General features: G+C 63.6%; 21 protein-coding genes. 10 read left to right on the top strand and 11 right to left on the bottom strand.

Translation table 11 applies throughout. From position 1 onward, the window contains the following. The first annotated feature begins 254 nt into the window (after nucleotides 1-254). Entirely contained in the window at nucleotides 255-1,694 is a 1,440-nt protein-coding gene (gene cls / locus ACOSV0_RS12555; protein WP_434106499.1) for a cardiolipin synthase, read from the top strand. A 213-nt stretch (nucleotides 1,695-1,907) separates the two neighbouring features. On the opposite strand, the gene ACOSV0_RS12560 is transcribed toward cls, so the two are convergent. Further along, nucleotides 1,908-2,387 (bottom strand): glutathione peroxidase, encoded by a 480-nt coding sequence (locus ACOSV0_RS12560; protein ID WP_434106500.1) that lies wholly within the window; start codon nucleotides 2,385-2,387, stop codon nucleotides 1,908-1,910. A 136-nt stretch (nucleotides 2,388-2,523) separates the two neighbouring features. On the opposite strand from ACOSV0_RS12560, the gene ACOSV0_RS12565 reads away from it, so the two are divergent. Both ACOSV0_RS12565 and ACOSV0_RS12570 read left to right on the top strand, forming a co-directional pair. Beyond that, nucleotides 2,524-4,458 carry an ATP-binding cassette domain-containing protein gene (locus ACOSV0_RS12565; protein ID WP_434106501.1) on the top strand — a complete coding sequence of 645 codons (1,935 nt, stop codon included), beginning with the start codon at nucleotides 2,524-2,526 and terminating at the stop codon, nucleotides 4,456-4,458. A gap of 190 nt (nucleotides 4,459-4,648) precedes the next feature. Then, nucleotides 4,649-5,719, top strand: a complete 1,071-nt coding sequence (locus ACOSV0_RS12570; protein ID WP_434110258.1) for a CaiB/BaiF CoA transferase family protein — start codon at nucleotides 4,649-4,651, stop codon at nucleotides 5,717-5,719. A gap of 131 nt (nucleotides 5,720-5,850) precedes the next feature. Here the strand turns inward: ACOSV0_RS12570 and ACOSV0_RS12575 are convergent, their stop codons facing one another. The 3 genes from ACOSV0_RS12575 to alr form a co-directional block, all read right to left on the bottom strand. After that, nucleotides 5,851-6,129 (bottom strand): DUF2866 domain-containing protein, encoded by a 279-nt coding sequence (locus ACOSV0_RS12575; RefSeq protein WP_434106502.1) that lies wholly within the window; start codon nucleotides 6,127-6,129, stop codon nucleotides 5,851-5,853. 144 nt (nucleotides 6,130-6,273) lie between these two features. Next, on the bottom strand, nucleotides 6,274-7,650 hold the full coding sequence (gene radA, locus ACOSV0_RS12580; RefSeq protein ID WP_434106503.1) for a DNA repair protein RadA: 1,377 nt from the start codon (nucleotides 7,648-7,650) through the stop codon (nucleotides 6,274-6,276). Nucleotides 7,651-7,823: 173 nt separating this feature from the next. Next, the gene (gene alr, locus ACOSV0_RS12585; RefSeq protein ID WP_434106504.1) at nucleotides 7,824-8,894 is read right to left on the bottom strand and encodes an alanine racemase; all 1,071 of its coding nucleotides are present in this window, start codon (nucleotides 8,892-8,894) and stop codon (nucleotides 7,824-7,826) included. 218 nt (nucleotides 8,895-9,112) lie between these two features. On the opposite strand from alr, the gene lplT reads away from it, so the two are divergent. Further along, on the top strand, nucleotides 9,113-10,420 hold the full coding sequence (lplT, locus tag ACOSV0_RS12590) for a lysophospholipid transporter LplT (RefSeq protein ID WP_434106505.1): 1,308 nt from the start codon (nucleotides 9,113-9,115) through the stop codon (nucleotides 10,418-10,420). 55 nt (nucleotides 10,421-10,475) lie between these two features. Continuing rightward, nucleotides 10,476-11,282: a bifunctional hydroxymethylpyrimidine kinase/phosphomethylpyrimidine kinase gene (thiD, locus tag ACOSV0_RS12595; protein ID WP_434106506.1), complete on the top strand. Its 807-nt coding sequence runs from the start codon at nucleotides 10,476-10,478 to the stop codon at nucleotides 11,280-11,282. A gap of 155 nt (nucleotides 11,283-11,437) precedes the next feature. Here thiD and ACOSV0_RS12600 read toward each other — a convergent pair whose 3' ends face one another. The 4 genes from ACOSV0_RS12600 to tsaB all read right to left on the bottom strand — a co-directional run bounded on the left by ACOSV0_RS12600 (nucleotide 11,438) and on the right by tsaB (nucleotide 15,162). Next, nucleotides 11,438-12,385: a DUF1853 family protein gene (locus ACOSV0_RS12600; RefSeq protein WP_434106507.1), complete on the bottom strand. Its 948-nt coding sequence runs from the start codon at nucleotides 12,383-12,385 to the stop codon at nucleotides 11,438-11,440. Between the two features lie 293 nt (nucleotides 12,386-12,678). Then, entirely contained in the window at nucleotides 12,679-13,869 is a 1,191-nt protein-coding gene (locus ACOSV0_RS12605) for a uracil-DNA glycosylase family protein (RefSeq protein ID WP_434106508.1), read from the bottom strand. Further along, nucleotides 13,856-14,350 (bottom strand): ribosomal protein S18-alanine N-acetyltransferase, encoded by a 495-nt coding sequence (gene rimI / locus ACOSV0_RS12610; RefSeq protein WP_434106509.1) that lies wholly within the window; start codon nucleotides 14,348-14,350, stop codon nucleotides 13,856-13,858. The genes ACOSV0_RS12605 and rimI overlap by 14 nt, the downstream gene beginning before the upstream one ends. Then, on the bottom strand, nucleotides 14,347-15,162 hold the full coding sequence (gene tsaB, locus ACOSV0_RS12615) for a tRNA (adenosine(37)-N6)-threonylcarbamoyltransferase complex dimerization subunit type 1 TsaB (protein WP_434106510.1): 816 nt from the start codon (nucleotides 15,160-15,162) through the stop codon (nucleotides 14,347-14,349). The genes rimI and tsaB overlap by 4 nt, the downstream gene beginning before the upstream one ends. A 162-nt stretch (nucleotides 15,163-15,324) precedes the next feature. Between tsaB and ACOSV0_RS12620 the strand changes: the two genes are divergently transcribed. The 3 genes from ACOSV0_RS12620 to aceA all read left to right on the top strand — a co-directional run bounded on the left by ACOSV0_RS12620 (nucleotide 15,325) and on the right by aceA (nucleotide 19,599). Beyond that, nucleotides 15,325-15,594 carry an acyl-CoA-binding protein gene (locus ACOSV0_RS12620; protein ID WP_097389630.1) on the top strand — a complete coding sequence of 90 codons (270 nt, stop codon included), beginning with the start codon at nucleotides 15,325-15,327 and terminating at the stop codon, nucleotides 15,592-15,594. 640 nt (nucleotides 15,595-16,234) lie between these two features. Continuing rightward, entirely contained in the window at nucleotides 16,235-17,851 is a 1,617-nt protein-coding gene (locus ACOSV0_RS12625) for a DEAD/DEAH box helicase (RefSeq protein WP_434106511.1), read from the top strand. Nucleotides 17,852-18,294: 443 nt separating this feature from the next. Continuing rightward, nucleotides 18,295-19,599: an isocitrate lyase gene (gene aceA, locus ACOSV0_RS12630; RefSeq protein WP_028199401.1), complete on the top strand. Its 1,305-nt coding sequence runs from the start codon at nucleotides 18,295-18,297 to the stop codon at nucleotides 19,597-19,599. Nucleotides 19,600-19,908: 309 nt separating this feature from the next. Here aceA and ACOSV0_RS12635 read toward each other — a convergent pair whose 3' ends face one another. Then, nucleotides 19,909-20,343: a universal stress protein gene (locus tag ACOSV0_RS12635; protein ID WP_434106512.1), complete on the bottom strand. Its 435-nt coding sequence runs from the start codon at nucleotides 20,341-20,343 to the stop codon at nucleotides 19,909-19,911. Nucleotides 20,344-20,592: 249 nt separating this feature from the next. Then, nucleotides 20,593-21,504 carry a LysR family transcriptional regulator gene (locus ACOSV0_RS12640; RefSeq protein ID WP_093633358.1) on the bottom strand — a complete coding sequence of 304 codons (912 nt, stop codon included), beginning with the start codon at nucleotides 21,502-21,504 and terminating at the stop codon, nucleotides 20,593-20,595. A 175-nt stretch (nucleotides 21,505-21,679) separates the two neighbouring features. Here ACOSV0_RS12640 and ACOSV0_RS12645 point away from each other — a divergent pair, with 175 nt between their 5' ends. Both ACOSV0_RS12645 and aceB read left to right on the top strand, forming a co-directional pair. Next, nucleotides 21,680-22,528 (top strand): (S)-2-haloacid dehalogenase, encoded by an 849-nt coding sequence (locus ACOSV0_RS12645; protein WP_434106513.1) that lies wholly within the window; start codon nucleotides 21,680-21,682, stop codon nucleotides 22,526-22,528. Between the two features lie 83 nt (nucleotides 22,529-22,611). Then, complete coding sequence (gene aceB / locus ACOSV0_RS12650) at nucleotides 22,612-24,222, top strand: malate synthase A (protein WP_434106514.1); 1,611 nt, start codon at nucleotides 22,612-22,614, stop codon at nucleotides 24,220-24,222. A gap of 268 nt (nucleotides 24,223-24,490) precedes the next feature. Here aceB and ACOSV0_RS12655 read toward each other — a convergent pair whose 3' ends face one another. Next, a complete protein-coding gene (locus ACOSV0_RS12655; RefSeq protein WP_434106515.1) occupies nucleotides 24,491-24,892 on the bottom strand; it encodes a gamma-glutamylcyclotransferase family protein in 402 nt (133 codons plus the stop codon). Between the last annotated feature and the right edge of the window lie 20 nt (nucleotides 24,893-24,912).

The following is a 24,912-nucleotide window of genomic DNA, read 5'->3' on the forward strand; positions in this document are numbered from 1 at the left end:
TCACTGGACCGCTTTATCGCACGACACGCGCGGCAGACGTTCATTGCCTGCCACGCGTGTCGCAGCGCCTAGCCGCACACGCCGGCACCGCCCGTCTCTCCCCGCGCCCGCACACTCCGCATTCGCGAAATCGCCGAAGAAGCTGGACCGCCACGCCACCCCAACGCACGCACGTTCGGTAAGATGGGCGCGATCAGCTGCACGCTGCGCCGTCAGGCAGCAGCGGCAGCGCCCTGCCAACCCTTCGTCAGCCTATGCAATTCGACCTGCTTCACATCGGCACGCTGATCGCCCTCGCCCATATTCTCGGCGTGGTGGCGGCGTGCCACGCGATTCTGTACACCCGCACATCGCAAGGCGCGATTGCGTGGGCGGTGTCGCTGGTCGCCATGCCGTATCTGACGCTGGTGCCGTACCTGTTCCTCGGCCGCAGCAAATTCCAGGGTTATGCGGACGCGCGCCGCATCGAAAACGAATTGCTGCGCAGGCGCGCCCATCCTCAGGAATGGGACACGCGGGCCTCCTCGGCAGGACTGCCTACCCAGGAACTTGGCGCGAGACTCGTGCATTCGCTCACGCGCCTCGGGGGCATGCCGTTCCTGCCGGGCAATTCCGTACGCACGCTGGTAAACGGCGCCGCCACTTTCGAGGCGATCTTCGAAGCGATCGAAGGCGCACGCAATTACGTGATCGTGCAGTTCTTCATCGTGCGCGACGACGCGCTCGGCGAGATGCTCAAAGATGCCCTGATCGCGAAAGCGCAGCAAGGCGTGCGCGTCTACTTCCTGTACGACAGCATCGGCAGTTTCGACCTGCCCCACCGCTACGTGGCAGCGCTGCGGGCGGCCGGCGTGGAGACGCACCCGTTCGCCACCAATCGTCGCTTTGTCAACCGTTTGCAGTTGAACTTCCGCAATCACCGCAAGATCGTCTCGGTGGACGGAGAACGCGCGTTCGTCGGCGGACACAATGTGGGCGTCGAATATCTCGGCAGCAAGCCACCGTTGTCGCCGTGGCGCGATACGCATATCGAAGTGCGCGGCCCGGCTGTCGCCAGCATCCAGTTCGTGTTCACTGAAGACTGGCATTGGGCGACCCAGCAGCTGCCCGAATTCGACATGCCGCCCCCTCAGGCCGCCGACGACGGCATGCACTGTCTCGTCGTGCCGAGCGGGCCGGCCGACAAGCAGGAGACCTGCTCGCTTTTCTTCGTCGAAGCGATCAACGCGGCGCGCGAGCGGATCTGGATCACCACGCCATATCTCATACCCGACGAAGCCGTGTTCGCCGCGTTGCGGCTGGCGGTGCTGCGCGGCGTGGATGTACGCATTCTGATTCCGTGCCGGCGCGACCACCGCGTGGTGTTCGCCGCCTCGAAACTGTATGCGTACGACTCGCTGCGCGCGGGCATCCGAATCTTCCGCTACCAGCCGGGCTTCCTGCATCAGAAGGTCGTGCTGATCGACAGCGTGGCGGCGGCCATCGGCAGCGCCAATCTCGACAACCGCTCGTTCCGCCTGAACTTCGAGATCATGGTGCTGACGGTGGACCGCGGCTTCGCCAAAGAAGTCGAAACGATGCTGCTGAAGGACTTCGCGGAGTCGCTCGAAATCGACCGCACCGAGTATCGCCAGGCGGGCGCGCTGCGACGCGTCCTGATGCACGTGGCGCGGTTGTTCTCGCCGATTCTGTAGCACCCTGCTGTTGCGCCGCCGGGACCGGGACCGGGACCTGGACCGACACCGACACCGATACCGATACCGACACCGACACCGACACCGGCATCTGCATCTGCATCTGCATCTGCATCTGCATCTGCATCAATCAGCTTGTGCTCGAGCGCTGGCTCGTGCCCAGTCATCAACTCCGGCCCGCCGCCCGCGCCGCACCACCGGCTCCGCCACGCGTTACAACAGCTTCTCGATGTCTTCAGTGATAGCCTCGGGCTTGGTCAGCGGCGCATAGCGCTTCACCACATTGCCGTCGCGGCCGATCAGGAACTTGGTGAAGTTCCATTTGATCGCCTCGAGCCCCAGCAAGCCCGGCGCCTCGCCCGTCAGATAGCGGAACAGCGGATGCGCATTGGCGCCGTTCACGTCGATCTTGTCGAACATCGGGAAGGTCACGCCATAGTTCTTTTCGCAGAAGCTGCCGATCTGCGCGGCGTCGCCCGGTTCCTGCTTGCCGAACTGGTTGCACGGAAAACCCAGCACTGTGAGTCCGCGCGCCGCGTAAGTGTCATAAACCTTCTGCAGACCCGCGTACTGCGGCGTGAACCCGCATTCGCTCGCCGTATTGACGATCAGCAGGACCTTGCCTTGATAGCGCTCGAGGCTCACTTCCTCGCCGCCGAGCGTATGTGCAGAAAACGAATAAATCGATGTCATGTGCTCTCCCCCTTGAAAGCCGTCAGTCTATGCCAAAAGCTTCGCCGGTACAGTCGGCCGAATGGCCGATCCCGGTTGAGCGCCCGGTGTCAGCCCCGGCAGTCTAAAATAGCGTTTTTCTTCAGCCGGCCTCTTCGTGATCCGCTTTAACCAGTTCAGCCTCGCGCGCGGCACCAAGCCGCTCTTCGAAAACACCACGTTCACCCTCAACCCCGGCGAGAAGGCCGGCCTGGTGGGGGCGAACGGCGCGGGCAAGTCGACGCTGTTTGCCGTGCTGCTCGGCGAACTGCACGCCGACGGCGGCGACTTCTCCATCCCGCCGAACTGGCAGATCGCCCACGTCGCGCAGGAAACGCCCGCGGCAGATAAAACCGCCCTCGCCTACACGCTCGACGGCGACGCCGCATTGCGCGCAATCGAAAGGTGCATCGCCGAAGCCTCCGCCGCGCATGACGGCGCAGCCGAAGGCGAAGCGCACGCCGCCTTCGCCGACGCCGACGGCTACACCGCGCCCGCTCGCGCCGAAGCCTTGCTGCTCGGCCTCGGCTTCACCCTCGAACAGACGCGCGAGCCGGTCAGCAGCTTCTCGGGCGGCTGGCGCATGCGGCTGAATCTGGCGCAGGCGCTGATGTGCCGCTCCGATCTGCTGCTGCTCGACGAACCGACCAATCACCTGGATCTCGACGCGATCGTCTGGCTCGAAGACTGGCTGAACCGTTATCCGGGCACGCTGATCGTGATCTCGCACGACCGCGAATTTCTCGATTCGATCTGCAATGTCACGTTGCATCTGGAGCATCAGCAGATCAAGCGTTACGGCGGCAACTATTCGCAGTTCGAAATCCTGCGCGCGCAACAGATCGCTTTGCAGCAAAGCGCGTATGAGAAGCAACAGCGCACGGTCGAGCATCTGCAGAGCTACATCAACCGTTTCAAGGCGCAGGCCACCAAGGCGCGTCAGGCGCAGAGCCGCGTGAAAGCGCTCGAGAAGATGGAATTGATCGCGCCGGCACACGCGTCCTCGCCGTTCACGTTCGAATTCCGCACGCCCGATTCCGCACCGAATCCGATGATGGTGATGGAAGACGTACGCTGCGGCTACCGCGGTGAAGACGGCGAAATTCCAATCGTCGACCATGTGATGCTGTCGATCCAGAACGGTCAGCGCATCGGCCTGCTCGGCGCGAACGGTCAGGGCAAATCGACGCTGATCAAAACGCTTGCCGGCACGCTTGAAGCGCTCGGCGGCCATGTGCGCGAAGGCAAAGGCCTCCGCATCGGCTACTTCGCCCAGCACCAGCTCGAAACATTGCGGCCGGACGACACGCCGCTGCAGCATCTGGCGCGTCTTGCACCGGATACGCGCGAACAGGAATTGCGCGACTTCCTCGGCAGCTTCAATTTTTCCGGCGAGATGGCGACCGCGAAAATCGCGCCCTTCTCGGGCGGCGAAAAGGCCCGTTTGGCGCTCGCGCTGATCATCTGGCAAAAGCCGAATCTGCTGCTGCTCGACGAGCCGACCAACCACCTGGATCTCGAAACACGTCACGCGCTGACCATGGCGCTCGCGCAATTCGAGGGCACGCTGATTCTGGTGTCGCACGACCGGCATCTGTTGCGCGCCACGACCGACGTGTTCATGCTGGTCGCGAAGCATCGTCTGCAGGAATTCGACGGCGATCTCGACGACTATCGCGACTGGCTGCTGCAACATGCCGCGGAACAACGCGCGGCGCTGAAAGCGGGCACGGCGTCGAACGGTCCGGATGGTGCGGACAGCGGCGTCAATCGCAAGGAGCAACGCCGTCTCGAAGCGGAAACGCGCCAGAAGCTCGCACACCTGAAAAAACCGCTGCAAAGCCGTATCACGAAGATCGAAAAGGAAATGGACGCGCTCAACGCGGAAAAGGCGACGCTCGACGCGTTCGTCGTCGATCCGGCCAGTTACGAGCCCGAGCAGAAGAGCAAACTGACGGACGCGATCCGCCGTCAGGCAGATGTGAACGCGCGCCTCGAAACGCTCGAAGCCGAATGGCTCGAGACTCATGAGGAACTCGAACAAATCGGCTAGCGGCTGGCTGTTCGCGGTCCGCGCCGGCATCGATCGGAGGTAGCCCTTGTCACCCGTGAGTCCGTCTGCGTCCTCATCTGAGTCCTCATCTGGGTCCTCATCTCAGTCGTCAACTGAGTCGTCAACTGAGTCGCCATCTGCTTCAGCCGCGCCATCGGTTGCGTCGTCTTCCACAGCCGAGCCTGCTCCGCTGCAAGGCCTGCGCGTGCTGGACCTGACGCGCCTGCTGCCCGGTCCGGTGGCCGCCTTGAGGCTTGCCGAACTCGGCGCCGACGTGCTGAAGATCGAAGCGCCCGGCGCGGGCGACCCCACCCGCACGATGATGCAATCGTCGAGCGACCGCGTGGCGGGCCGCCCCGGCGCGTTTTACCGGCTGGTGAATCGCGGCAAGCGCGAAACGCGCCTCGACCTCAAATCGGAAGCGGGACGCAACGTCTTGCGCGCGCTCGCAGCCGAAGCGGACGTGCTGATCGAGAGTTTCCGGCCCGGCGTGATGGAACGCCTCGGCGTCGGCTACGAAACCCTGCACGCGCTCAATCCGAGACTGGTGTACTGCGCGATCAGCGGTTACGGCGCGAGCGGTCCGTTTGTCGACCATGCCGGTCACGATCTGAACTACATTGGCTACGCGGGCGTGCTCGATCAGTTGGCGAGCCGCGACGGCACGCCGATCCTGCCGAATTTCCAGATCGCCGACCTGCTCGGCGGCGCGTTGAGCGCGGTCACGCAGATTCTCGCTGCGCTATGGCATGTGTCGCGCGGAGGCGGCGGCCGCTTCGTCGACGTATCGATGGCGCATGTCACGTATGCGCACAACGTCGTCGCGCAAGTTTCGCTCGCCAACGAGGGCGCCGCGCCGGCCGCGGGCGCGAGTCTGCTGAACGGCGGCGTACCCTGCTACAACCTGTATCGGACGCTCGATAACCGCTGGCTCGCGGTCGGCGCGCTCGAACTCAAGTTCTGGGAAACGCTGTGCATGGCGCTGGACCGGCCCGAATGGGCGACGCGTCACTGGAGTCTCGGCCAGGCGATCGGCGGCCCGGACGCCGCCGCACTGACGCAGGAGTTGGCCGACCTGATCGCCAGGCGTCCGCTGGAGGAATGGGTCCTGCTGCTGGAATCGTTGGACTGCTGTGTCTCGCCGGTGCTGACCCCGGCAGAAGCCGCGCAGCACCCGCTGTTCAATCGCGAAGCGTACGCGGCGATGAGCGCGGACCAGAACGGAAACAATGCCGGAAACGACGGTCGCCAGAACGGTTAAGCGCTACCAGGATTAAACGGCGATCAGGCTAAGACTTGCCCGGACAGTCTGGGTGTGAGATCTGCGGCCCGCAGCGATTAACTCGCCATCCAGACAGAGGCAGCCGGGCCACACGCCCGCCGCGCAAAACCTCAGCGCCGCGCTGCTGTTTGCCGCGGCAAAACCTGGCGCGGCGTTTTTTCGTCGTCGTACAGAACATGTTTGCGGCCTTCGACATGACGGTTGATTGTCGCGCGCACTTCGGCCGCGGTCACATCTTCGGCCACCACCCGGCGCGAAATCTGCCCCGTCGTATCGATCCACTCGACAATCCGGCAAGCGCCGCCCCAGGGCTGGCGAATAGGCTCGGAGACGCGACAACCACGCACCTGCATCGGGCGCTCGGCCACGGTTTCATATGACTGTTTCAAGGCGCGATCCTTTTTCGGGCATCAGAAGGGATGCAATACCCTCGCAGCTTAGGAAAAAGGAATGGCGGCGTGGTTACAGCCAATATGGAGATATTTACCGCGCATTACCGGGGCCGAGCGCGCCCACAGGCGCCAAAGCCCCGTCTATTCGAGCGTGCGCACCCGGTCGATAGCCTGTTCGATCCGTTCGACCGCAACAACCTGTAAGCCTTCAATCGGCTGCTTCGGTGCATTGGCCTTCGGAATGACCGCGATCGAAAAACCCAGTTTGGCGGCTTCCTTAAGACGCTCCTGACCGCGCGGCGACGGCCGGATTTCGCCGGCGAGTCCGACTTCGCCGAAGACGACCAGCCCCTTGGGCAGCGGCTTGTTGCGCATCGAAGAGTGGATGGCGAGCAGCACGGCCAGGTCGGCCGCGGGCTCGGTGATCTTCACGCCGCCCACCGCGTTCAGGAACACGTCCTGATCGAAACAGGCAATGCCGGCGTGCCGATGCAGCACCGCCAGCAGCATCGCGAGGCGGTTCTGTTCCAGCCCGACTGCAAGGCGCCGCGGATTCGGCGCGTTGGCAGAATCCACCAGCGCCTGCACTTCGACCAGCAGCGGCCGCGTGCCTTCCTGCGTCACCAGCACGCAAGACCCCGGAACCGATTGCTCGTGCTGCGACAAAAACAGCGCCGACGGATTGGCGACGCCGCGCAAACCGCGCTCGGTCATCGCGAACACGCCGAGTTCGTTGACCGCGCCGAAGCGGTTCTTGATCGCGCGCACCAGGCGGTACGACGAATGGGTGTCGCCCTCGAAGTACAGCACCGTATCGACGATGTGCTCGAGTACGCGCGGCCCGGCGAGCGCACCTTCCTTGGTGACGTGGCCGACCATGATGATCGTGGTGCCCGACTGCTTGGCGATGCGCGTCAATTGCGCCGCGCACTCGCGAACCTGCGCGACCGAACCGGGCGCGGAGGTCAGCGCGTCGGAATAAACGGTTTGAATCGAGTCGATCACCGCGACGTCCGGCCGCTGTTCGGCGATGGTCGCCTGAATTTTCTCGAGCTGGATTTCCGCCAGCAGTTGCAATTCGCTCGCCTTCGAACCGGGTTCCAGCAACGAAAGCCGTTGCGCACGCAACGCAATCTGCGCGGCCGATTCTTCGCCGCTGATATAAAGCGCGCGTTTGTCCGCGGCGATTTCCGCGAGCGACTGCAGCAGCAGCGTCGATTTGCCGATGCCCGGATCGCCGCCGATCAGCACCACGCCGCCCGGCACGAGACCGCCGCCCAGCACACGGTCGAACTCGCTGACGCCGGTCGAAAAGCGCGGCACGTCGGACGCTTCGATATCGGCGAGACGCCGCACCGGCGCACTCTTCGCGAGCGACTGGAAGCGATGTGTGGACGGCGCCTCCGCGACCGACTCCACCAGCGTGTTCCACGCATTGCATGACGGGCACTGCCCGGCCCACTTCGGCGACTGGCCGCCGCATTCACTGCAGATATACAACGTCTTCTGTTTAGCCACGCGCCCTTGCCTTGTTGCTGTTCGTTGTTGCTGTTCTTTGGATTGATGCGCTCGCCGCGGTCCTCATTGAGCCGCTCCAGCTCACCGGGAACCTCACTGCGACCGTCCTGGGGATTGTCTTTGCACCGTCATCGAGACCGCCGGCACGGCGGCCCGCACGTCCGTGCTGCACGTTACTCCGCCCGCACCGGCACGCGCGGCGCCACCGCGCACATCAGCTCGTAGCCGATCGTGCCGCACGCCTGCGCGACGTCGTCGATCGGCAGCGCGGCCCCCCACAACTCGACGCGCGAGCCCACGTTGGCCGTCGGGATCGGCGTCAGGTCGACGGTCAGCATGTCCATCGACACCCGTCCGACGATCCGCGTACGCACGCCGTCGACGATCACCGGCGTGCCTTCCGGCGCGACCCGCGGATAACCGTCCGCGTAACCGCAGGCCACCACGCCGATGCGCATCGCCCCGCGCGCCTTGAACGCCGAGCCATAGCCGACCGTATTGCCTTCGGCGAGCGTCTGCACCGCGATCAGTTCGGAGGCGAGCGTCATGGCCGGCTGCAGGCCGGTGCCTGCGATCGCGGCCGTCACGCCCGACGGCGAAGCCCCGTACATGATGATGCCCGGACGCACCCAGTCGAAATGCGCTTCGGGATGCCATAGCGTTGCCGCCGAATTCGACAGGCTGCGCGCGCCGGCAATGCCCTGCGCGCCGCGCTCGAATGCTTCCATCTGATGCGCGACGCCGCGTTCGCCGTCCGCATCCGAGAAATGGGTCATCAACGTGATCTGGCCGACGCCCTGGCAAGCCCGCGCGCGCTCCCACGCGGAGCGGAATTTTTCCACCGTGTAGCCGAGGCGGTTCATGCCGGTATTCATCTTCAACTGGATATTGACCGGCTTGGACAGGCGCGCCATTTCGAGCATGCGCAACTGTTCGTCCGAGTGCAGCGCCGTGGTCAGACTGTAGCGGTCGATCACGTCGATATCGGTTGGACGAAAAAAACCTTCGAGCAACAGAATCGGGCCGGCCCAGCCCAGTTCACGCAACTTCACCGCTTCTTCGAGGTCCAGCAAACCAAAGCCGTCGGTTGCGCGCAAGCCGGGAAAAGCGCGTGCAAGGCCGTGCCCGTAAGCATTCGCCTTGACGACGGCCCAGATTTTCGACTTCGGTGCGTAACGCCGGGCGACGGCGAGATTATTGGCGAGTGCGGCGGTATGAATCGTGGCTGAGAGGGGGCGCGGCATGGGTAATTTTCGTAAAGACGCTTGCGAATCAGGAGCTTACAGGGCGTTTTCAACGCTCGGCGGCCCGCTGGGCGGTGCGATCAAGGATTCTGCTAGTCCGAATCCAGCTATTTTCGTGATATAAAGCCGTGCGCACAACCCATTTCGAACGGCATAAGCCCGGACGCTTTCCACACGGCCGGGGCGGACAGACCGCAGCGAGGACAGCATCGCATCAGATGAAAAAAGGTTTTTACACCATCATGGCCGCGCAGTTTTTTTCGTCGCTGGCCGACAATGCGCTTCTGATCGCTGCTATCGCACTGCTGAAAGATCTTCACGCCCCGAACTGGATGACGCCGCTGCTCAAGTTGTTCTTTGTGCTGTCGTACGTCGTTCTGGCCGCCTTCGTGGGCGCCTTCGCCGATTCCCGGCCGAAGGGGCACGTGATGTTCGTCACCAATACCATCAAGGTCGTGGGTTGCATCACGATGCTGGTCGGCGCGCACCCGTTGATCGCCTATGGCATTGTGGGTTTCGGCGCGGCCGCTTACTCGCCCGCCAAATACGGCATTCTTACCGAACTGCTGCCGCCTGACCGGCTCGTCGCGGCGAACGGCTGGATCGAAGGCACCACGGTCGGCTCGATCATTCTCGGCACGGTACTCGGCGGCGCACTCATCAGCCCGCACATTGCCGCGCCGATCCTCAGGCAGCACATCCCTACCGTCAACACGCCCGCTGAAGCGGCGATGCTGGTGATCATGGCCATCTACGTGATCGCAGCGCTGTTCAATCTGCGCATTCCCGACACCGGCGCGCGCTATCCGAAACAGGAACGCGGCCCGATCAAGCTGGTCACCGATTTCGCCGACTGCTTTCTCGTGTTGTGGCGCGACAAGCTCGGCCAGATTTCGCTCGCCGTCACCACGCTGTTCTGGGGCGCCGGCGCGACGCTGCAATTCATCGTGCTGAAGTGGGCGGAAGTGTCGCTGAACATGTCGCTTTCCGAAGCCGCGATTCTGCAAGCGGTGGTCGCAGTCGGCGTGGCGGTCGGCGCGATTTACGCAGCCTCGCGCGTGCCGTTGAAGAAGTCGCTCACCGTGCTTCCGGTCGGCATCATGATGGGTATCGCCGTGATGCTGATGGCCTTCTATACGCGCAATCTGTTCCCCACGCATTGGGGTCTGTATTTCGGCCGCATGCATGTGCCGGGCTATCTGATCGTCGCGTATATCTTCCTGATGGTCGTCGGCGGCCTGTCGGGCTTTTTCGTCGTGCCGATGAATGCGCTGCTCCAGCATCGCGGCCACGTGCTGCTGTCGGCGGGTCACTCGATCGCCGTGCAGAATTTCAACGAAAATCTCTCGGTGCTCGTGATGCTGTGCCTGTACGCCGTGCTGGTGTGGCTCGACGTGCCGGTCACGGCGGTGATCGTGCTGTTCGGCACCTTCGTCTGCGTGATGATGTGGTTCGTCATGCGCCGCCACCAGGCGAATCAGCGCGCGTTCGACTCGGTCGCGTTGATCGGCGAAGTCAAGCACTGACCCGCGGCGGGCACCGCGCCTGGTGCCCGCGCCTTCCCCCTCTCCTCGCTTTGCCATGACTCAACCCATTCCCAATGTGCTGACGATCGCCGGTTCCGATTCCGGCGGCGGCGCCGGCATTCAGGCCGATCTGAAGGCTTTCTCGGCGCTCGGCGCCTACGGCGCGAGCGTGATCACCGCGCTCACCGCGCAGAACACGCGTGGCGTCACGGCGATTCATGCGCCGGAGCCCGCCTTCATTGCCGCGCAACTCGATGCGGTGTTCGACGACATCCGTATCGATGCCGTGAAGATCGGCATGCTGGCGAATGCGGGAATCGCGCGTGCGGTCGCCGACGCGCTGCGGCGGCACAAGCCGAAACACATCGTGCTCGACACGGTGATGATTTCGAAGAGCAATCACGCGCTGCTGCTGCCGGATGCCGTTGCTGCCGTGCGTGACGAGTTGTTGCCGCTGGCCGATCTGCTGACACCCAATCTGCCGGAAGCCGCGGCCTTGCTAGGCGTGGAAGCGGCTACCGATGAAGCCGGCATGGTCGAACAAGGCGAAGCGTTGCGTGCGCTCGGTGCGCGGGCAGTGCTGATGAAGGGTGGCCATCTGAGCGCGGCGGACAGTCCCGACTGGCTCATTCAGGACAGCGGCACGCTGCGCCTGGGCGGCCCGCGCGTGCCGGTAAAGAATACGCATGGAACGGGTTGCACACTGTCGTCGGCGATTGCGGCTCTGATTCCGCAGCGCGCCGATCTGGCGAGCGCGGTCGCCGACGCCAAGCTGTATCTGACCGGTGCGTTGCAAGCGAGCGATCGGCTCGACGTCGGCAGCGGCGTCGGGCCGGTGCATCATTTTTATCGGTGGTGGTGAGGGGCTGAACGGGGCCGCATATGGCTGCACCGGGCGATGCCATCGGCCATTCGATTCAGGTGCCGGGTTCAACGATGAATCCGGTCGGAAGTCAGCGGCTACGCAGCTATGCGTTGGAACAGCCCCCGTGCCGATGTCGGCAACCACAAATCCCGCTACTGTCGCGCGTAGGCTTGCGCAAGCTCAGGCCATTCGTTGGGCACGATGAAGCCGCGCGAGCGTTCTATCAGGTTGCCGGCGTTGTCGGCAACGAACGCCGCCACCATCGTCGGTCCGTGCTGATGTGACGTTTGCGCAGCGAGCGTTCCGGCATCGACAAAAACGGATCCCACGCCCTCCGCCTCACCTGACACACCTGACTCGTGCCAGCGTGGCGCAAGCCATTCCAACCGTGGCAGCACACGCCACGTTTGCGCATGCGCCGCGGCAAAGTCCGTCCATTCGCCGCGAGTCACCCACCAGCCTCGTCCATGCGACGGATCGAGCTCGGCAGGATCGGCCGGCGTCTCGCCAGCGCGATAGAACAACCAGCCTTTGATGAACATCTGCGGCGTCCACGGCCCTGGATGACCGACCGAGGCGAACTCTTCGCGTGCGCTCAACGGTAGTTGATGATTCAGCACATGCGCGAGCTTCAAATCGAAGCGGTCTTTCAGATTCGGCCCGACGTAATCGGCTAAGCGCGCTGTCGACTGCGTGGTCGACTGCGTGGTCGATTGCGCACGGCTTTCGCCCGCATGCAGATAGCACTTCACCGCCAGCTCCCAATGCAACCGCGCGCCCTGCTGCGTCTGCACGAGAAAATCGCATTCGCCGAGCGTAACGCCCGCGCGCCGCAACGGCACCCCGGCCGCGACCAGCCGCGCTGCAGGTCCATGTTGCAGGAACCATCCGAGCAACCGTTCGGCATAGCGGCCAAGACGCGTGATACGCGTCGCGGCAAGATCGCGCTGCAACTCGGCCGGATCGGTATCTAACGCACGCAACCAGTCGACGGTTGCATCAGCTTCCTGCTGCGTGTCGAAAGGGTTCGCAAGCGCGCCCACCGGTGGTTGCGCTCGCAACAAATCGGCGCTCAGCAGCAACCAGGCAAGATCGCGCACTGCCGGTTCGCGAAGGGTGCCAAGCAGATTCTCGAGGACCGCCGCGGATGCGCCGGATGCGCCGGATGTGCCGGATGTGCCGGATGCGCCGGATGTGCCGGATGTGCCGGATGTGCCGGATGTGCCGGATGTGCCGGATGAGCCGGATGAGCCGGATGAGCCGGATGAGCCGGATGAGCCAGATGAGCCAGATGAGCCAGATGAGCCAGATGTGCTTGATGTGCTTGATGCGCCAGATTTGCCCGATGAGCCGGGCGCGGCGGCGCGACGCGACGCCGGCCAGGTCACGTCGGTCACTTTGCCGCGTTGGACGGCACGCCGCCCGCCGCAAGCCACGTGTCGCGCGCGAGGCACAGGTCCGCCCAGGCCTTCGCTTTATCCGGCAGGCTGCGCAACAGATACGCCGGGTGATAGGTGACGATGACCGGCACCCCCTCGTATTCGTGCACGCGGCCGCGCAGCGAGGAAATGCTCGCCTCGGTCCGGAGCAGACTTTGCGCGGCGAAGCGGCCGAGCGCGACGATCAGCTTCGGCTTGACCAGCGCGACCTGCCGTTGCAGATACGGCTCGCAACGCGCGACTTCGTCCGGCTCGGGGTTGCGGTTGCCAGGCGGGCGGCACTTGATTACGTTGGCGATATAAACGTTGCTGTCGCGTGCGAGCGTGAGCGAACGGAGCATATTGTCGAGCAGCTTGCCGGCCTGGCCGACGAACGGCTCGCCCAGGCGGTCTTCGTTCTCGCCCGGCGCTTCGCCGATCAACATCCAGTCGGCGTTGCGATCGCCGACGCCGAATACCGTGTTCGTGCGTTTCTCGCACAGGCGGCAACGTCGGCAGGCGGCGACCTGCTCGCTCAGCGGTTCCCAGTCGAGCGTCTGGATCGATAAGGGTTCGGGTGTCTCGCGGCGCGCTTCAGCGGGTGCAACGGGTGCGTGGGCAGGCTGATCGTCGAACCATGCGAAGTCGTCGTCGGGTGGGCCGTCGAACGCCGGCGGTTCGGGTGTACGAGGCTGCTGCGATGACTGCCGCGCTTCGGCCGGCGCCTGCACGCGTCCTGGCTGTTCCTGCTCCGGCGGCGCAAAGCGCTCGCCTTGATCCCGCTCCGGCATAGCCCGCGACGAATCGCCTGCACGAACCGGAGTCTGGCGATCAGATCGATCGCGCATTTCAGCAGGCGGTGACGCTTGATCCGCACGAACCGGCGCACGGCGCTCGCTCTGCACGTGTGCGGAATCGGCTTGTCGAGCGTCGCCGGTTTGCATTGCCGGCCGCGTACCGTCTCGACCATCCTGCGCAAACGCAGCCAAAGACGCGTCACGCGCCGCCACACGCGGATCGTCGCGATGCGCCTCCTGATTCGCTAACGCACCGGCGCCCTGCTCGACCCCGGCGTCACCGGCGGGCTCCTGCGCCGCCGACATCCCGCGACGCACCCACAGCGGCGCAAGTCCGAACTCTTCCAGTACCGATTCATGCAGCGCCATCTGCGCCCTCCGTGGCAAACGAGAAACGCATCACGATGGCGTCCTCCCGGCTGCGATGCCGCGCCGGATAATAGTTTTTGCGCCGGCCAATCGACGCAAAGCCGAAGCGCTCATAAAGCCGGATAGCCCGATGATTCGACGGCCGCACTTCGAGCAGCAAACCGTCGAGCTTTTCGGTGCGCGTAATTCGCACCGCTTCACGCAACAGCGCGAGCCCGGCACCGGCGCCTTGCGCGGCAGGCGCCACACACAAATTGAGCAGATGCATTTCGTCGACGACCGGCATCAGCACACAATAGCCGATCAGCGTGCCTGTTACGTGACGCAGGCAGATACCGAAATAACCGTTGCGCAGCGAGTCGCCGAAATTGCCGCGGCTCCAGGGGAATTCGTAGGCGATCTTTTCGATCGCCGCGACCTCGTCCAGATCGGCTTCGGTCATCGGCGACATGTAACGGTCCGCCAGCAACACGCCACTCATTGCCGGCCCTCACCTTGATGCGCATCTTGCGCGGGCCTCTCGGCAGCTTGCTCCGCCTTGGCGGCTTTTTCTGCGACGCGCTCCGCCGTGGTCTGGGCGACCTTGTCGCGTATGTATTCCGGCGCGGCCTGGTCGGCGGGCACGGTGCGGTCGGCGCGAAACGCGCGCAGCGCCGCATGCGCGAGCGGCACGGCATGCGGCAGCGCTTCACCGTCGACGATTCGCGCAGCCGCGACGGCGGGCAGCCGCGCGCCGAAGGCGGCTGCGGCATTACCTGCCAGCGTGAAGGGGACGTCGGGCAACACGAGCCGTTCCGGCGCGTCGAGCGAAGCCGGCTGGAGCGTGCGCCATTCGCCAGAGGCTGCGTCCCACGCGTAGTCGGCCCAATAGATTTCGTCCATCCGGGCGTCAAGCGCGGCGAGCACGCGGGTCGCCGACGGATCGCGCAGCCGTGCGCTTTCCGCGCATGCCAGCAGCGTGCTGACCGGCACGACCGGCAAATTCAGGCCGAATGCGAGGCCCTGAGCGACGCCGGTTGCCGTGCGAAGACCGGTGAATGAGCCGGGACCGGAACCGAAGGCGATGGCATGGCAGTCCGCCAGTTTCAGGCCGGCTTCGTCGAAAAGTTCGCGGATCGCGGGCAAGAGGCGCGTGCTGGAGACTGCGCCGGTTTGCTCGTGACGCACCCAGATCCGGGGTTCGGCGCGGTCTTGTTCCGCTGTCTGGCTCGCCGCGCCGCTAGCGGCGGACAGGAGCGCTACCGAGCAGAATTCGGTCGAAGTATCGAGGGCAAGGAGCACAGTTTGAGTCATGGACCGTATTGTAATCGGCACGGCGCGTGCAGATGCGGTTTTGGGTTTGCCCTCCCGGTGGAGAGGGATGTTTGGAATAAGCCCTCGGCCCCGCGGCGGCATGCAGTTGTTATGATCATCGGCCCAGCCAGAACTAACCCCGCCAGCCGGGCAAAAAACACCATGACAGACATCAACGCGCAATTCGTCCAGGCCCAGGAAGATGCCAAGCAACTGCCCGAGCGTCCGGGCAACCTTACCCTTCTGCGCCTTTACGCCCTCTACAAGCAGGCCATCGACGGTGACGTCCACGGCGACAAACCCGGCTTCACCGATATCGTCGGCAAATACAAGTACGATGCGTGGGCCGCGCTCAAAGGCACCGCGCAGGACGCGGCGAAGCAGCAATACGTCGAATTGATCGAAGCCCTCAAAAGCGGCACCGCCGCCTGAATCCGACCTCGCGGCGAAATCCGCCGTCTGGACGGCAGGCTGGGACGTCGTCCTGGAATGGCCGCGGTAATTGCGACCGCTTAGGCGATCCCTAGGATGTGTTCCCTAAAGTGCCCCCTGAGGGTCCCTAACGTGGTCCCTAAGGCGGCCCCCGTGGGCACGCCCGCTCGGGCAGCCCTGCGGGCAGGTCCAGGTCCTTAGGCGGCCCCGGCGGCGGGCTGCCTCCCTAAGCCCCTTCACGGGCAGCCAAACGGAAGTTTTCCACCAGGAAACTTCTTAACGGTGGCGCAGTGCAACAAAACCCTATACAATGCTGCCTGCGCTTCACTGCTTTGCCCGGCTTTCCTCTAGCGGCCTTTGCGGCGCAGCGCCTCGTAGCGTTTAGCTCCAATCCAGTTTAGAACCTGTCCCCTCCTGCCTAGCCCCCTACGGGCGATCATGTCCCAGGCTGGCGGCACGCCGTGTTGGCATGTCGCATCCGATACAGCTTCTAACGAAAAGCTCGCCTTCATTGCCGCGAGCTGCCCCCGTTTTTCGATTTGCTCGCTGCTTCTTTGCTCGCTGAATCCGACGACTTGGGTATGCCGATTGGCGCCGACGTTTTAATTCCGTGTGTACCAAGGATTTATCAAGGATTCTCATGACTTCGAGCAACACCCCCAGCAGCCCGTTGAACGCCATCGCCGATCAAGCCCTCGGTTTCGCAGACGCACCCGCACAAGCCGCAGCCGTTGCTGCCGCTCCGGAAGCCGTCGCCGCAGAAACCGCAGTGTCGACCGGCCCGTCGTTCGCGTCGCTCGGTCTCTCCGCGGATGTCGTCTCCGCGCTGACCGCCGCTGGTTATCAAAACCCGACTCCGGTTCAGCAACGCGCGATCCCCGCCGGCATCGCCGGCCGCGATCTGCTGGTCTCGAGCCCGACCGGTTCGGGCAAGACCGCCGCGTTCATGCTGCCCGCCATCGAACGTTTCTCGCAACTGCAAAAAGCACAAGCCAGCCAGCCGCGTGAGCCGCGCCCGGCCGACGGCGCCCGCACGCGCCGTCCGCAACCGGTTGCCCGTCCGACCATGCTGGTTCTGACGCCGACCCGCGAACTCGCAATGCAGGTCACCACCGCCGCTGCCACGTACGGCAAGCACCTCAAGCGTCTGCGCACCGTCAGCATTCTGGGCGGCGTCGCTTACGGTCAACAATTGATGCTGCTGGCAAAGAACCCGGAAATCCTGGTTGCTACGCCGGGCCGTCTGATCGACCACCTGGAACGCGGCCGTATCGATCTGTCGCAACTGCAGATCCTCGTGCTCGACGAAGCCGACCGCATGCTGGACATGGGCTTCATCGAAGACATCGAAACGATCGTTGCCGCTACGCCGGCTTCGCGTCAAACCATGCTGTTCTCGGCTACGCTCGACGGCAAGATCGGTTCGCTGACGGGCCGTCTGCTGAAGGATCCGGAACGGATCGAAATCGTTCAACGCCTCGAGCAACGTACCAACATCGCGCAAACCGTCCACTATGTCGACGACCGCGATCACAAGGATCGTCTGCTCGACCATCTGCTGCGCGACGAAGGCCTCGACCAGGCTATCGTCTTCACGGCAACCAAGATGGACGCGGACCAACTGGCCGGCCGTCTGGCCGACGCCGGTTTCGAATCGGCAGCTCTGCACGGCGATCTGCCGCAAGGCGCGCGTAACCGCACGATCAAGGCCCTGCGCGAGCGCCGTGTGCGCGTGCTGGTGGCAACGGACGTCGCCGCTCGCGGTATCGACATCCCGGGCATCACGCACGTGTTCAACTACGACCTGCCGAAGTTTGCTGAAGACTACGTGCACCGTATCGGCCGTACCGGCCGTGCTGGCCGCTCGGGTATCGCCGTGAGCCTCGTGCATCACGCGGAACAAGGCGCGTTGAAGCGCATCGAGCGTTTCGTGCGCACCCCGCTGCCGGTCAACGTCGTCGAAGGCTTCGAGCCGCGTAAATCGGCGCCGTCGGGCGGTGGCCGTCCTGGCTTTGGCGGCCGTGGCCGTCCGGGCGGTGGCAACGGCGGTGGCCGTCGCTTCGGTAGCGGCAGCGGCGCAGGCAAGCCGGCCGGTAACGGCGGCGGTTCGCGCAGCGGTAGCGGCAATGGCGGCGGTTGGGCCGGCAAGTCGGCTGGCGGCGGTTCGCGTGACGGCGGCTTCGGTGGCGGTTCGCGCGATGGTGGCTACGGCGCGCGCCGCAGCGACGGTCCGCGTACGGCGCGTCGCGGCAGCTAATCAGCAGTTATCGGGCAAGCGCCATTTACGTAGCTCGTTCAGTACGTAAGGCGGCCTGAAAAAAGACCCGGACGGCCCCGCGCCGCCTGTCAGTCGAAAGAAACCGGTGCTCAGGCGCCGGTTTTTTTTCGCCCGCGTTTTGGCGGGCACTTAAATTTCACGATGTGGAAAATTTTTTTGCGTCGTAAAAAATCGTGCTGCAAGGCACAAGACGCCCTATTGCAAGATGGAAAAAGACGTTTCTTAATGCGGAACGACACAAACAAATCATTGATTTTTAACAAAAATAAATATTAGAAAAACACTCTTCGGCCGCTATTGCGCGGAGGTCGATTTGCCTAGACTCTTATATAAGACTTCACGAAACGAAACGCCTCAATGGGCCAAGCGCTTCGACGAAGACAACAGTCACCTATCCATTACAGGCAACCAAGGAGCACACCATGTCGCGCGAACAACAAGCCAAGCAACTCCAACAGCAATGGGAAACCGATCCGCGCTGGAAAGGCGTGAAGCGTACGTACACCGCCGAAGACGTGATCCGTCTGCGCGGCTCGCTGCAAGTGGAGCACACGCTTGCCAAGCGCGGCGCGGAAAAGCTGTGGGAAAGCGTCAACAACGAGCCGTTCGTGAACTCGCTCGGCGCGCTGACCGGCAACCAGGCGATGCAGCAGGTGAAGGCCGGTCTGAAGGCGATCTACCTGTCCGGCTGGCAAGTAGCGGGCGACGCGAACGTGGCCGGTGAAATGTACCCGGACCAGTCGCTGTACCCGGCGAACTCGGTGCCGCTCGTCGTGAAGCGCATCAACAATACGCTGACGCGCGCCGACCAGATCCAGTGGTCGGAAGGCAAGAACCCGGGCGACGAAGGCTATATCGACTACTTCGCACCGATCGTGGCCGACGCGGAAGCCGGTTTCGGCGGCGTGCTGAACGCGTTCGAACTGATGAAGGCCATGATCGAAGCCGGCGCCGCAGGCGTCCACTTCGAAGACCAGCTCGCTTCGGTGAAGAAATGCGGCCACATGGGCGGCAAAGTGCTCGTGCCGACCCGCGAAAACATCGCCAAGCTGACTGCCGCGCGTCTGGCCGCCGACGTCTCCGGCACGCCGACCGTGCTGCTGGCTCGCACCGACGCTGAAGCCGCCGACCTGATCACGTCGGACGTGGATGACAACGACAAGCCGTTCCTGACGGGCGAACGCACGGTGGAAGGTTTCTATCGCACGAAGCCGGGTCTGGAACAGGCAATCTCGCGTGGCCTCGCCTACGCGCCGTACGCCGACATGATCTGGTGCGAAACCGGCAAGCCGGACCTCGAGTTCGCGAAGAAATTCGCCGACGCGATCCACAAGGAATTCCCGGACCAGCTGCTGTCGTACAACTGCTCGCCGTCGTTCAACTGGAAGAAGAACCTGGACGACGCAACCATCGCCAAGTTCCAGCGCGAACTCGGCGCGATGGGCTACAAGTTCCAGTTCATCACGCTGGCCGGCTTCCACGCGCTGAACTACTCGATGTTCAATCTGGCGCACGGCTATGCCCGCAACCAGATGACCGCCTTCGTCGAAATGCAGCAGGCTGAATTCGCCGCCGCCGAAAAGGGCTTCACCGCGGTCAAGCACCAGCGCGAAGTGGGCACCGGCTACTTCGACGCCGTGACGCAAACGGTCGAGCGCGATGCATCGACGACCGCGCTGCACGGTTCGACGGAAGACGAACAGTTTTTCGACAAGAAGGTCGCTTAAGGTACTTCGCGGTCTGATCGCGGGAACGGCAAGGCAAACAAAAGCGGCTCCGCTAGAGGGCCGCAGTCAGGGAGGAGCAGCCATCAGGGCCGAAGCACGCCGGTCTGCCCTGATGGCTGGAATCTGGGAGAGAAGGCAGCAGCGTTGCATGAAACCAGAGTAACGCGTTAAAGCGCGAACTCTGGTCGACAGTGCAGACAAAGCCAGCACAACGCATTGTGCGGCGAGCATCGAGCGCGCCGGCCTCATCGCCGGCGCGTTTTTTTGCCATGTCGTACCTGCCCGCGACGGCAATCGCGAGCAGGCACGTCAGCGATACACGATCACCGGAATTTTCGTATGCGTCAGGACCCGCTGCGTCTCGCTGCCGATCAGCAAGCTGCCGAGGCCGCGCCGTCCATGCGAAGCCATGAAAATCACGTCGCAGGCACCCTGCTCGGCCGCTTCGATGATGCCGAGATAGGGCGCCGGATGCACGCTGGTGCGGCTGTCGACCTCGACGCCGACACGGTGCGCGGCCAGCTCCACTTCCCGCAGATGCACGCGCGCCTCACGCTCGCTGCGCTGCAGAAACTCGACCGGCGGTTCGACCACAACGTCGGAGAACGGCGAGTACGGATATTGCGGCAGACAGGCGTAGGCGGTGACGCGAGCGCCGACGGCCTGCGCGAGATCGATGGCGCCGTTTATCGCTTTGCGTGACAGGTCTGACCCATCGGTTGGAACCAGGATGTGCCTGAACATGATGCCCTCCGTCGCCGGCTGCGCGCAGCGCGGCGTCAGCGTCCCACGAGGCTCGGCGTAGAAGCCGCTTCAATCGATTGTAGTTCGCAGAAATGCGGGTAAGGCCGTCGTGCGGGTCTTTCCGCATATCGAAAACCCGTTGCGCGAGCCTGCATGGCAGTCGTGTGGCGGTTGGGCCGGACAGCGTAAAGGTCGTTGTGCCGGGTTGCCGGGTCTCCGGGCCGCCCGATCGCAGGCCGCAGCCGCAACTCAGCCGCCCTCGCCCCAGTAATCAGGATGGCCGTACGTATGCTTGAGAAAATCCAGAAACAGCCGAACCCGCAGCGGCAAATGCCGGCGCTGCGGAAAAACCGCATGGATGCCGATCGGCGGCGCGGCAAACTCGTCGAGCACGCTCACCAGCCGCCCAGCCGCGATATCCGTGCCGACTTCCCACCACGAACGCCAGGCGAGTCCATAGCCTTCGAGACACCACTCGTGCAGCACGGCGCCGTCCGAGCATTCCATCGTGCCGGACACCTTGATCGACACCACCTTGTCGCCCTGCTGGAACATCCAGCCGCGCTGCTGATTGGCGCTCGCGCCGAGCGCGAGGCAATTGTGGTGCGCGAGATCCGCCAGTGTGTGCGGCGATCCGCGCCGGCTCAGATACGAGGGCGAAGCCACGCACACACGGCGGTTCTCACCGAGCTTGAGCGACACCAGCGACGAATCCGGCAACTCGCCCAGCCGCACGGCACAGTCAAACCCTTCGTTGACGAGATCGACCAGCCGGTCGGACAGGTCGAGCGTAATCGATACATCCGGATGCGCGACGGTGAAGGCCGGCACCAGCGGCGCAACATGCCGGCGCCCGAAGCCGGCCGGCGCCGACAGCCGCAAATGGCCGCTCGCCTTCACGCCGCCCGCCGACACGCTGGCCTCGGCGTTCTGCATGTCGTGGATGACGCGCTGACAATCTTCGAGAAACGCCGAGCCTTCGAAGGTCAGCGTGATCTTGCGCGTGGTGCGCACCAGCAATTTGACGCCAAGGCGCTCTTCGAGCGCATCGATGCGACGGCCAATGATCGCGGGCGCGACGCCCTCGGCCAGGGCCGCGGCGGACAGGCTGCCCTTGGCCGCGACGGTAACGAAAGTCTCGATCTGCTTGAAACGGTCCATGGGCAGTTGAATCGCAACGCCGCGAAGGAAGTCCCTCGGAGGTTGCGCGGGAAAGTGGTCGGTGCGCGTCAGATTAGGTGGATGAAAGTAAAAGATCAAGTGATGTTTAGCCTCTTTTTTAGCGCACAGCATCACTAATACAATCCGTCCTGACCTCTGATAGGAGTGCACGGCAATGTCGGCCACAACGACACCTTTCCCTAAAGCAGTGATTTTCGACGCGTACGGCACGCTTTTCGACGTGCATTCGGTGATCGCTGCCGCGGAGCAGATGTTTCCTGGCCACGGCGATGCGCTCTCGCAGTTGTGGCGCCAGAAACAGATCGAATACACGCAGTTGCGCACGCTCGCCGATCCGGCCAGTGCGCCCGGCGCGCACTACCGGCCGTTCTGGGACATCACGCTCGACGCCTTGCGCTTCGCCGCCAAGAAACTGCATCTCACGCTGGGCCGCGCGGCGGAAAAGCGTCTGATGGACGAATACGCGTGCCTGTCCGCCTTCCCCGACGCCGTGCCCGCGCTGCGCCAGTTGCGCGACACGCCTTTGGCGTCTTCTGGATCCGCACCTGCGTCTGCGGGCGGCAAACCCGGAACAGGGACAACGTCAAGGCCCGGTCTCGCGATCCTCTCGAACGGCAATCCGCAAATGCTCGACATCGCCGTGAAGAGCGCCGGCATGACGGGCCTGTTCGACCATGTTCTATCCGTCGACACCGTGCGCGCCTACAAACCCTCGCCCACGGCTTACTCGCTCGGCACGCAAGCCTTCGACGCAGAACCGCGCGAGATCGTCTTCGTGTCGTCGAACGGCTGGGACGTGGCAGGCGCGAGCTGGTTCGGCTTCACGACTTTCTGGCTTAACCGGCAAAACGCACCCGCCGAAGAACTGGGCGTCACGCCGCATGGCGCGGGCGGAGGCATGAACGATCTGCTCGCTTTTCTGAAGTCCCTCGCGTCGCCCGACCGCAATAGCGGCACCGGCAATCCCGGTGGCAACCGCACGCGCCACAGCCCTGGCGCATGACGGCTACGACCTGGACCCCGCGACGCAATTCAACCGCATCTCAACATTTGCATCTTTGCAATCTGACCGACCAAGGAGAAACCATGGCGAATTCGCTGTCATCGCAATCATCGCTGCAGTTGCCGCAGGGCATGGAAATCACGGCTGAGATCAAGCCGGGCTTTGAAGCAATTCTCACCCGCGACGCGCTCGAACTCGTCGCCGCGCTGCATCGCACGTTCGAACCGCGCCGTCAGCAGTTGTTGCAGGCGCGTGTGGAACGCACGAAACGACTCGACGCCGGCGAGCGTCCCGACTTTCTCGCCGAAACGAAAAGCGTGCGCGAAGGCGACTGGAAGATCGCGCCGCTGCCGCACGATCTGCAATGCCGCCGCGTGGAAATTACCGGACCGGTCGAGCGCAAGATGATCATCAACGCGCTGAATTCGGGCGCGGATTCGTACATGACCGACTTCGAAGATTCGAATGCGCCGAGCTGGGATAACCAGATCACCGGCCACATCAATCTGAAGGATGCAGTGCGCCGCACGATTTCGCTCGAACAGAACGGCAAGTCGTACACGCTGAACGATAAGGTCGCCACGCTGATCGTGCGTCCGCGCGGCTGGCATCTGGACGAAAAACACGTGACGGTGGACGGCAAGCGCGTCTCCGGCGGCATCTTCGATTTCGCGCTGTTCATGGTTCACAACGCGAAGGAACAGGTCGCGCGCGGCACGGCGCCCTACTTCTATCTGCCGAAAATGGAAAGCCATCTCGAAGCGCGTCTGTGGAACGATATCTTCCTCGCCGCACAGGAAGCCGTCGGTGTGCCGCGCGGCACGATTCGCGCGACCGTGCTGATCGAGACGATCGTCGCCGCGTTCGAGATGGACGAGATCCTGTATGAGTTGCGCGAACACAGCTCGGGTCTGAATGCCGGCCGTTGGGACTACATCTTCTCGGCGATCAAGAAGTTCAAGAACGACCGCGATTTCTGTCTCGCCGACCGCTCGCAGATCACCATGACCGCGCCGTTCATGCGTGCCTACGCGCTGCTGTTGCTGAAGACTTGCCATCGTCGCAACGCGCCGGCAATCGGCGGCATGAGCGCGCTGATCCCGATCAAGAACGATCCCGCTGCCAACGACAAGGCAATGGGCGGTGTGCGCTCGGACAAGGCACGCGATGCCGGCGACGGTTACGACGGCGGCTGGGTCGCGCATCCGGGCCTCGTGCCGATCGCGATGGAAGAATTCGTCAAGGTGCTCGGCGACAAGCCCAACCAGATCGGCAAGCAACGCGACGACGTGCTCGTCACGGCGGCCGACCTGATGGACTTCCGTCCGGAAACGCCGATCACCGAAGCCGGTCTGCGCAACAACATCAACGTCGGCATTCACTACCTGGGTTCGTGGCTCGCGGGCAATGGCTGCGTGCCGATTCACAACCTGATGGAAGACGCCGCCACCGCGGAAATTTCGCGCTCGCAGGTGTGGCAATGGATTCGCTCGCCGAAGGGCAAGCTCGAAGACGGCCGCAAGGTGACGGCCGAACTGGTGCGCGCGTTGTCGGCGGAAGAACTCGACAAGGTGAAGCAGGCAGTCGGCGGCGATACGAAGCCGTACGATCGCGCCGCGGAAATCTTCGAAGAAATGTCGACGTCGGAACAGTTCACCGACTTCCTGACGCTGCCGCTGTACGAGGAAATCTGAGGCGCCTGAACGGCTTCATGCATCAGCCTCATTTGCCAGCCTCATTTACGAGCCTCATTTACGAGCAATAACGACGTCGTCCCGGGCCCGCTTTCACCAGCCACGCAAGATGAAAGAGCGGCCCGGATCGCAAGGCTGACCGACCGGCGGCCCGACAGGCGTATGCCTGCCGGGCCGTTTTTTTATGTGCTCTCCATACCGCCGTGCGCTCGCCATGCGTTCGTTGCGATCTCCTGGCGAGCTGGCTGCCGGCTAGTTGCGTGTCTCCTCAACGCGCGCTGCGATACTCGACCCAATCGCCCGATCTGATTTCCGGCAGACCCTTCACCGCATTGGGCACGACCGGATAGAAGCGGCAGTTCACGACGTTACCGTCTACTTTCACCATCACCTCGCGTGCGAGGAAACGATCTTCGACGCCGGGATACACCGCTTCGATCTCATCGAGCACCGCAACCAGTTCATCGTCGATTTCGTAGACGTCGCCTACGACGTCCACGCCGGTTTCGTCGACCACGAGGCCCGGATACAAGCCGAAGTCGAATAGATGGCCGCGCACCGTGGCCGTGCCGAGCAGGCTCGGTGCGGCGATGTCGTTGCGCGCGGCAGCCTCTCTAAGGTCGTTCACTTCACCGGCCCGCAACGTGCCATATACAAAAACGGTCTGCATCGTCGTTTGCTCTCCTTGAT

It is taken from the genome of Paraburkholderia caffeinilytica, from assembly GCF_051027425.1.
GTDB lineage: Bacteria > Pseudomonadota > Gammaproteobacteria > Burkholderiales > Burkholderiaceae > Paraburkholderia > Paraburkholderia caffeinilytica_A.

What these genes read in the sequence shown, in the direction of transcription:
- ACOSV0_RS12645 (WP_434106513.1), top strand. Translation starts at nt 21,680, where the DNA reads ATGTCGGCCACAACGACACCTTTCCCTAAAGCAGTGATTTTCGACGCG.
- alr (WP_434106504.1), bottom strand. Translation starts at nt 8,894, where the DNA reads ATGCCGCGCCCCCTCTCAGCCACGATTCATACCGCCGCACTCGCCAAT.
- thiD (WP_434106506.1), top strand. Translation starts at nt 10,476, where the DNA reads ATGACTCAACCCATTCCCAATGTGCTGACGATCGCCGGTTCCGATTCC.
- ACOSV0_RS12620 (WP_097389630.1), top strand. Translation starts at nt 15,325, where the DNA reads ATGACAGACATCAACGCGCAATTCGTCCAGGCCCAGGAAGATGCCAAG.
- ACOSV0_RS12560 (WP_434106500.1), bottom strand. Translation starts at nt 2,387, where the DNA reads ATGACATCGATTTATTCGTTTTCTGCACATACGCTCGGCGGCGAGGAA.
- ACOSV0_RS12605 (WP_434106508.1), bottom strand. Translation starts at nt 13,869, where the DNA reads ATGGCGCTGCATGAATCGGTACTGGAAGAGTTCGGACTTGCGCCGCTG.
- lplT (WP_434106505.1), top strand. Translation starts at nt 9,113, where the DNA reads ATGAAAAAAGGTTTTTACACCATCATGGCCGCGCAGTTTTTTTCGTCG.
- ACOSV0_RS12655 (WP_434106515.1), bottom strand. Translation starts at nt 24,892, where the DNA reads ATGCAGACCGTTTTTGTATATGGCACGTTGCGGGCCGGTGAAGTGAAC.
- rimI (WP_434106509.1), bottom strand. Translation starts at nt 14,350, where the DNA reads ATGAGTGGCGTGTTGCTGGCGGACCGTTACATGTCGCCGATGACCGAA.
- tsaB (WP_434106510.1), bottom strand. Translation starts at nt 15,162, where the DNA reads ATGACTCAAACTGTGCTCCTTGCCCTCGATACTTCGACCGAATTCTGC.
- ACOSV0_RS12635 (WP_434106512.1), bottom strand. Translation starts at nt 20,343, where the DNA reads ATGTTCAGGCACATCCTGGTTCCAACCGATGGGTCAGACCTGTCACGC.
- ACOSV0_RS12640 (WP_093633358.1), bottom strand. Translation starts at nt 21,504, where the DNA reads ATGGACCGTTTCAAGCAGATCGAGACTTTCGTTACCGTCGCGGCCAAG.
- aceA (WP_028199401.1), top strand. Translation starts at nt 18,295, where the DNA reads ATGTCGCGCGAACAACAAGCCAAGCAACTCCAACAGCAATGGGAAACC.
- ACOSV0_RS12625 (WP_434106511.1), top strand. Translation starts at nt 16,235, where the DNA reads ATGACTTCGAGCAACACCCCCAGCAGCCCGTTGAACGCCATCGCCGAT.
- aceB (WP_434106514.1), top strand. Translation starts at nt 22,612, where the DNA reads ATGGCGAATTCGCTGTCATCGCAATCATCGCTGCAGTTGCCGCAGGGC.
- cls (WP_434106499.1), top strand. Translation starts at nt 255, where the DNA reads ATGCAATTCGACCTGCTTCACATCGGCACGCTGATCGCCCTCGCCCAT.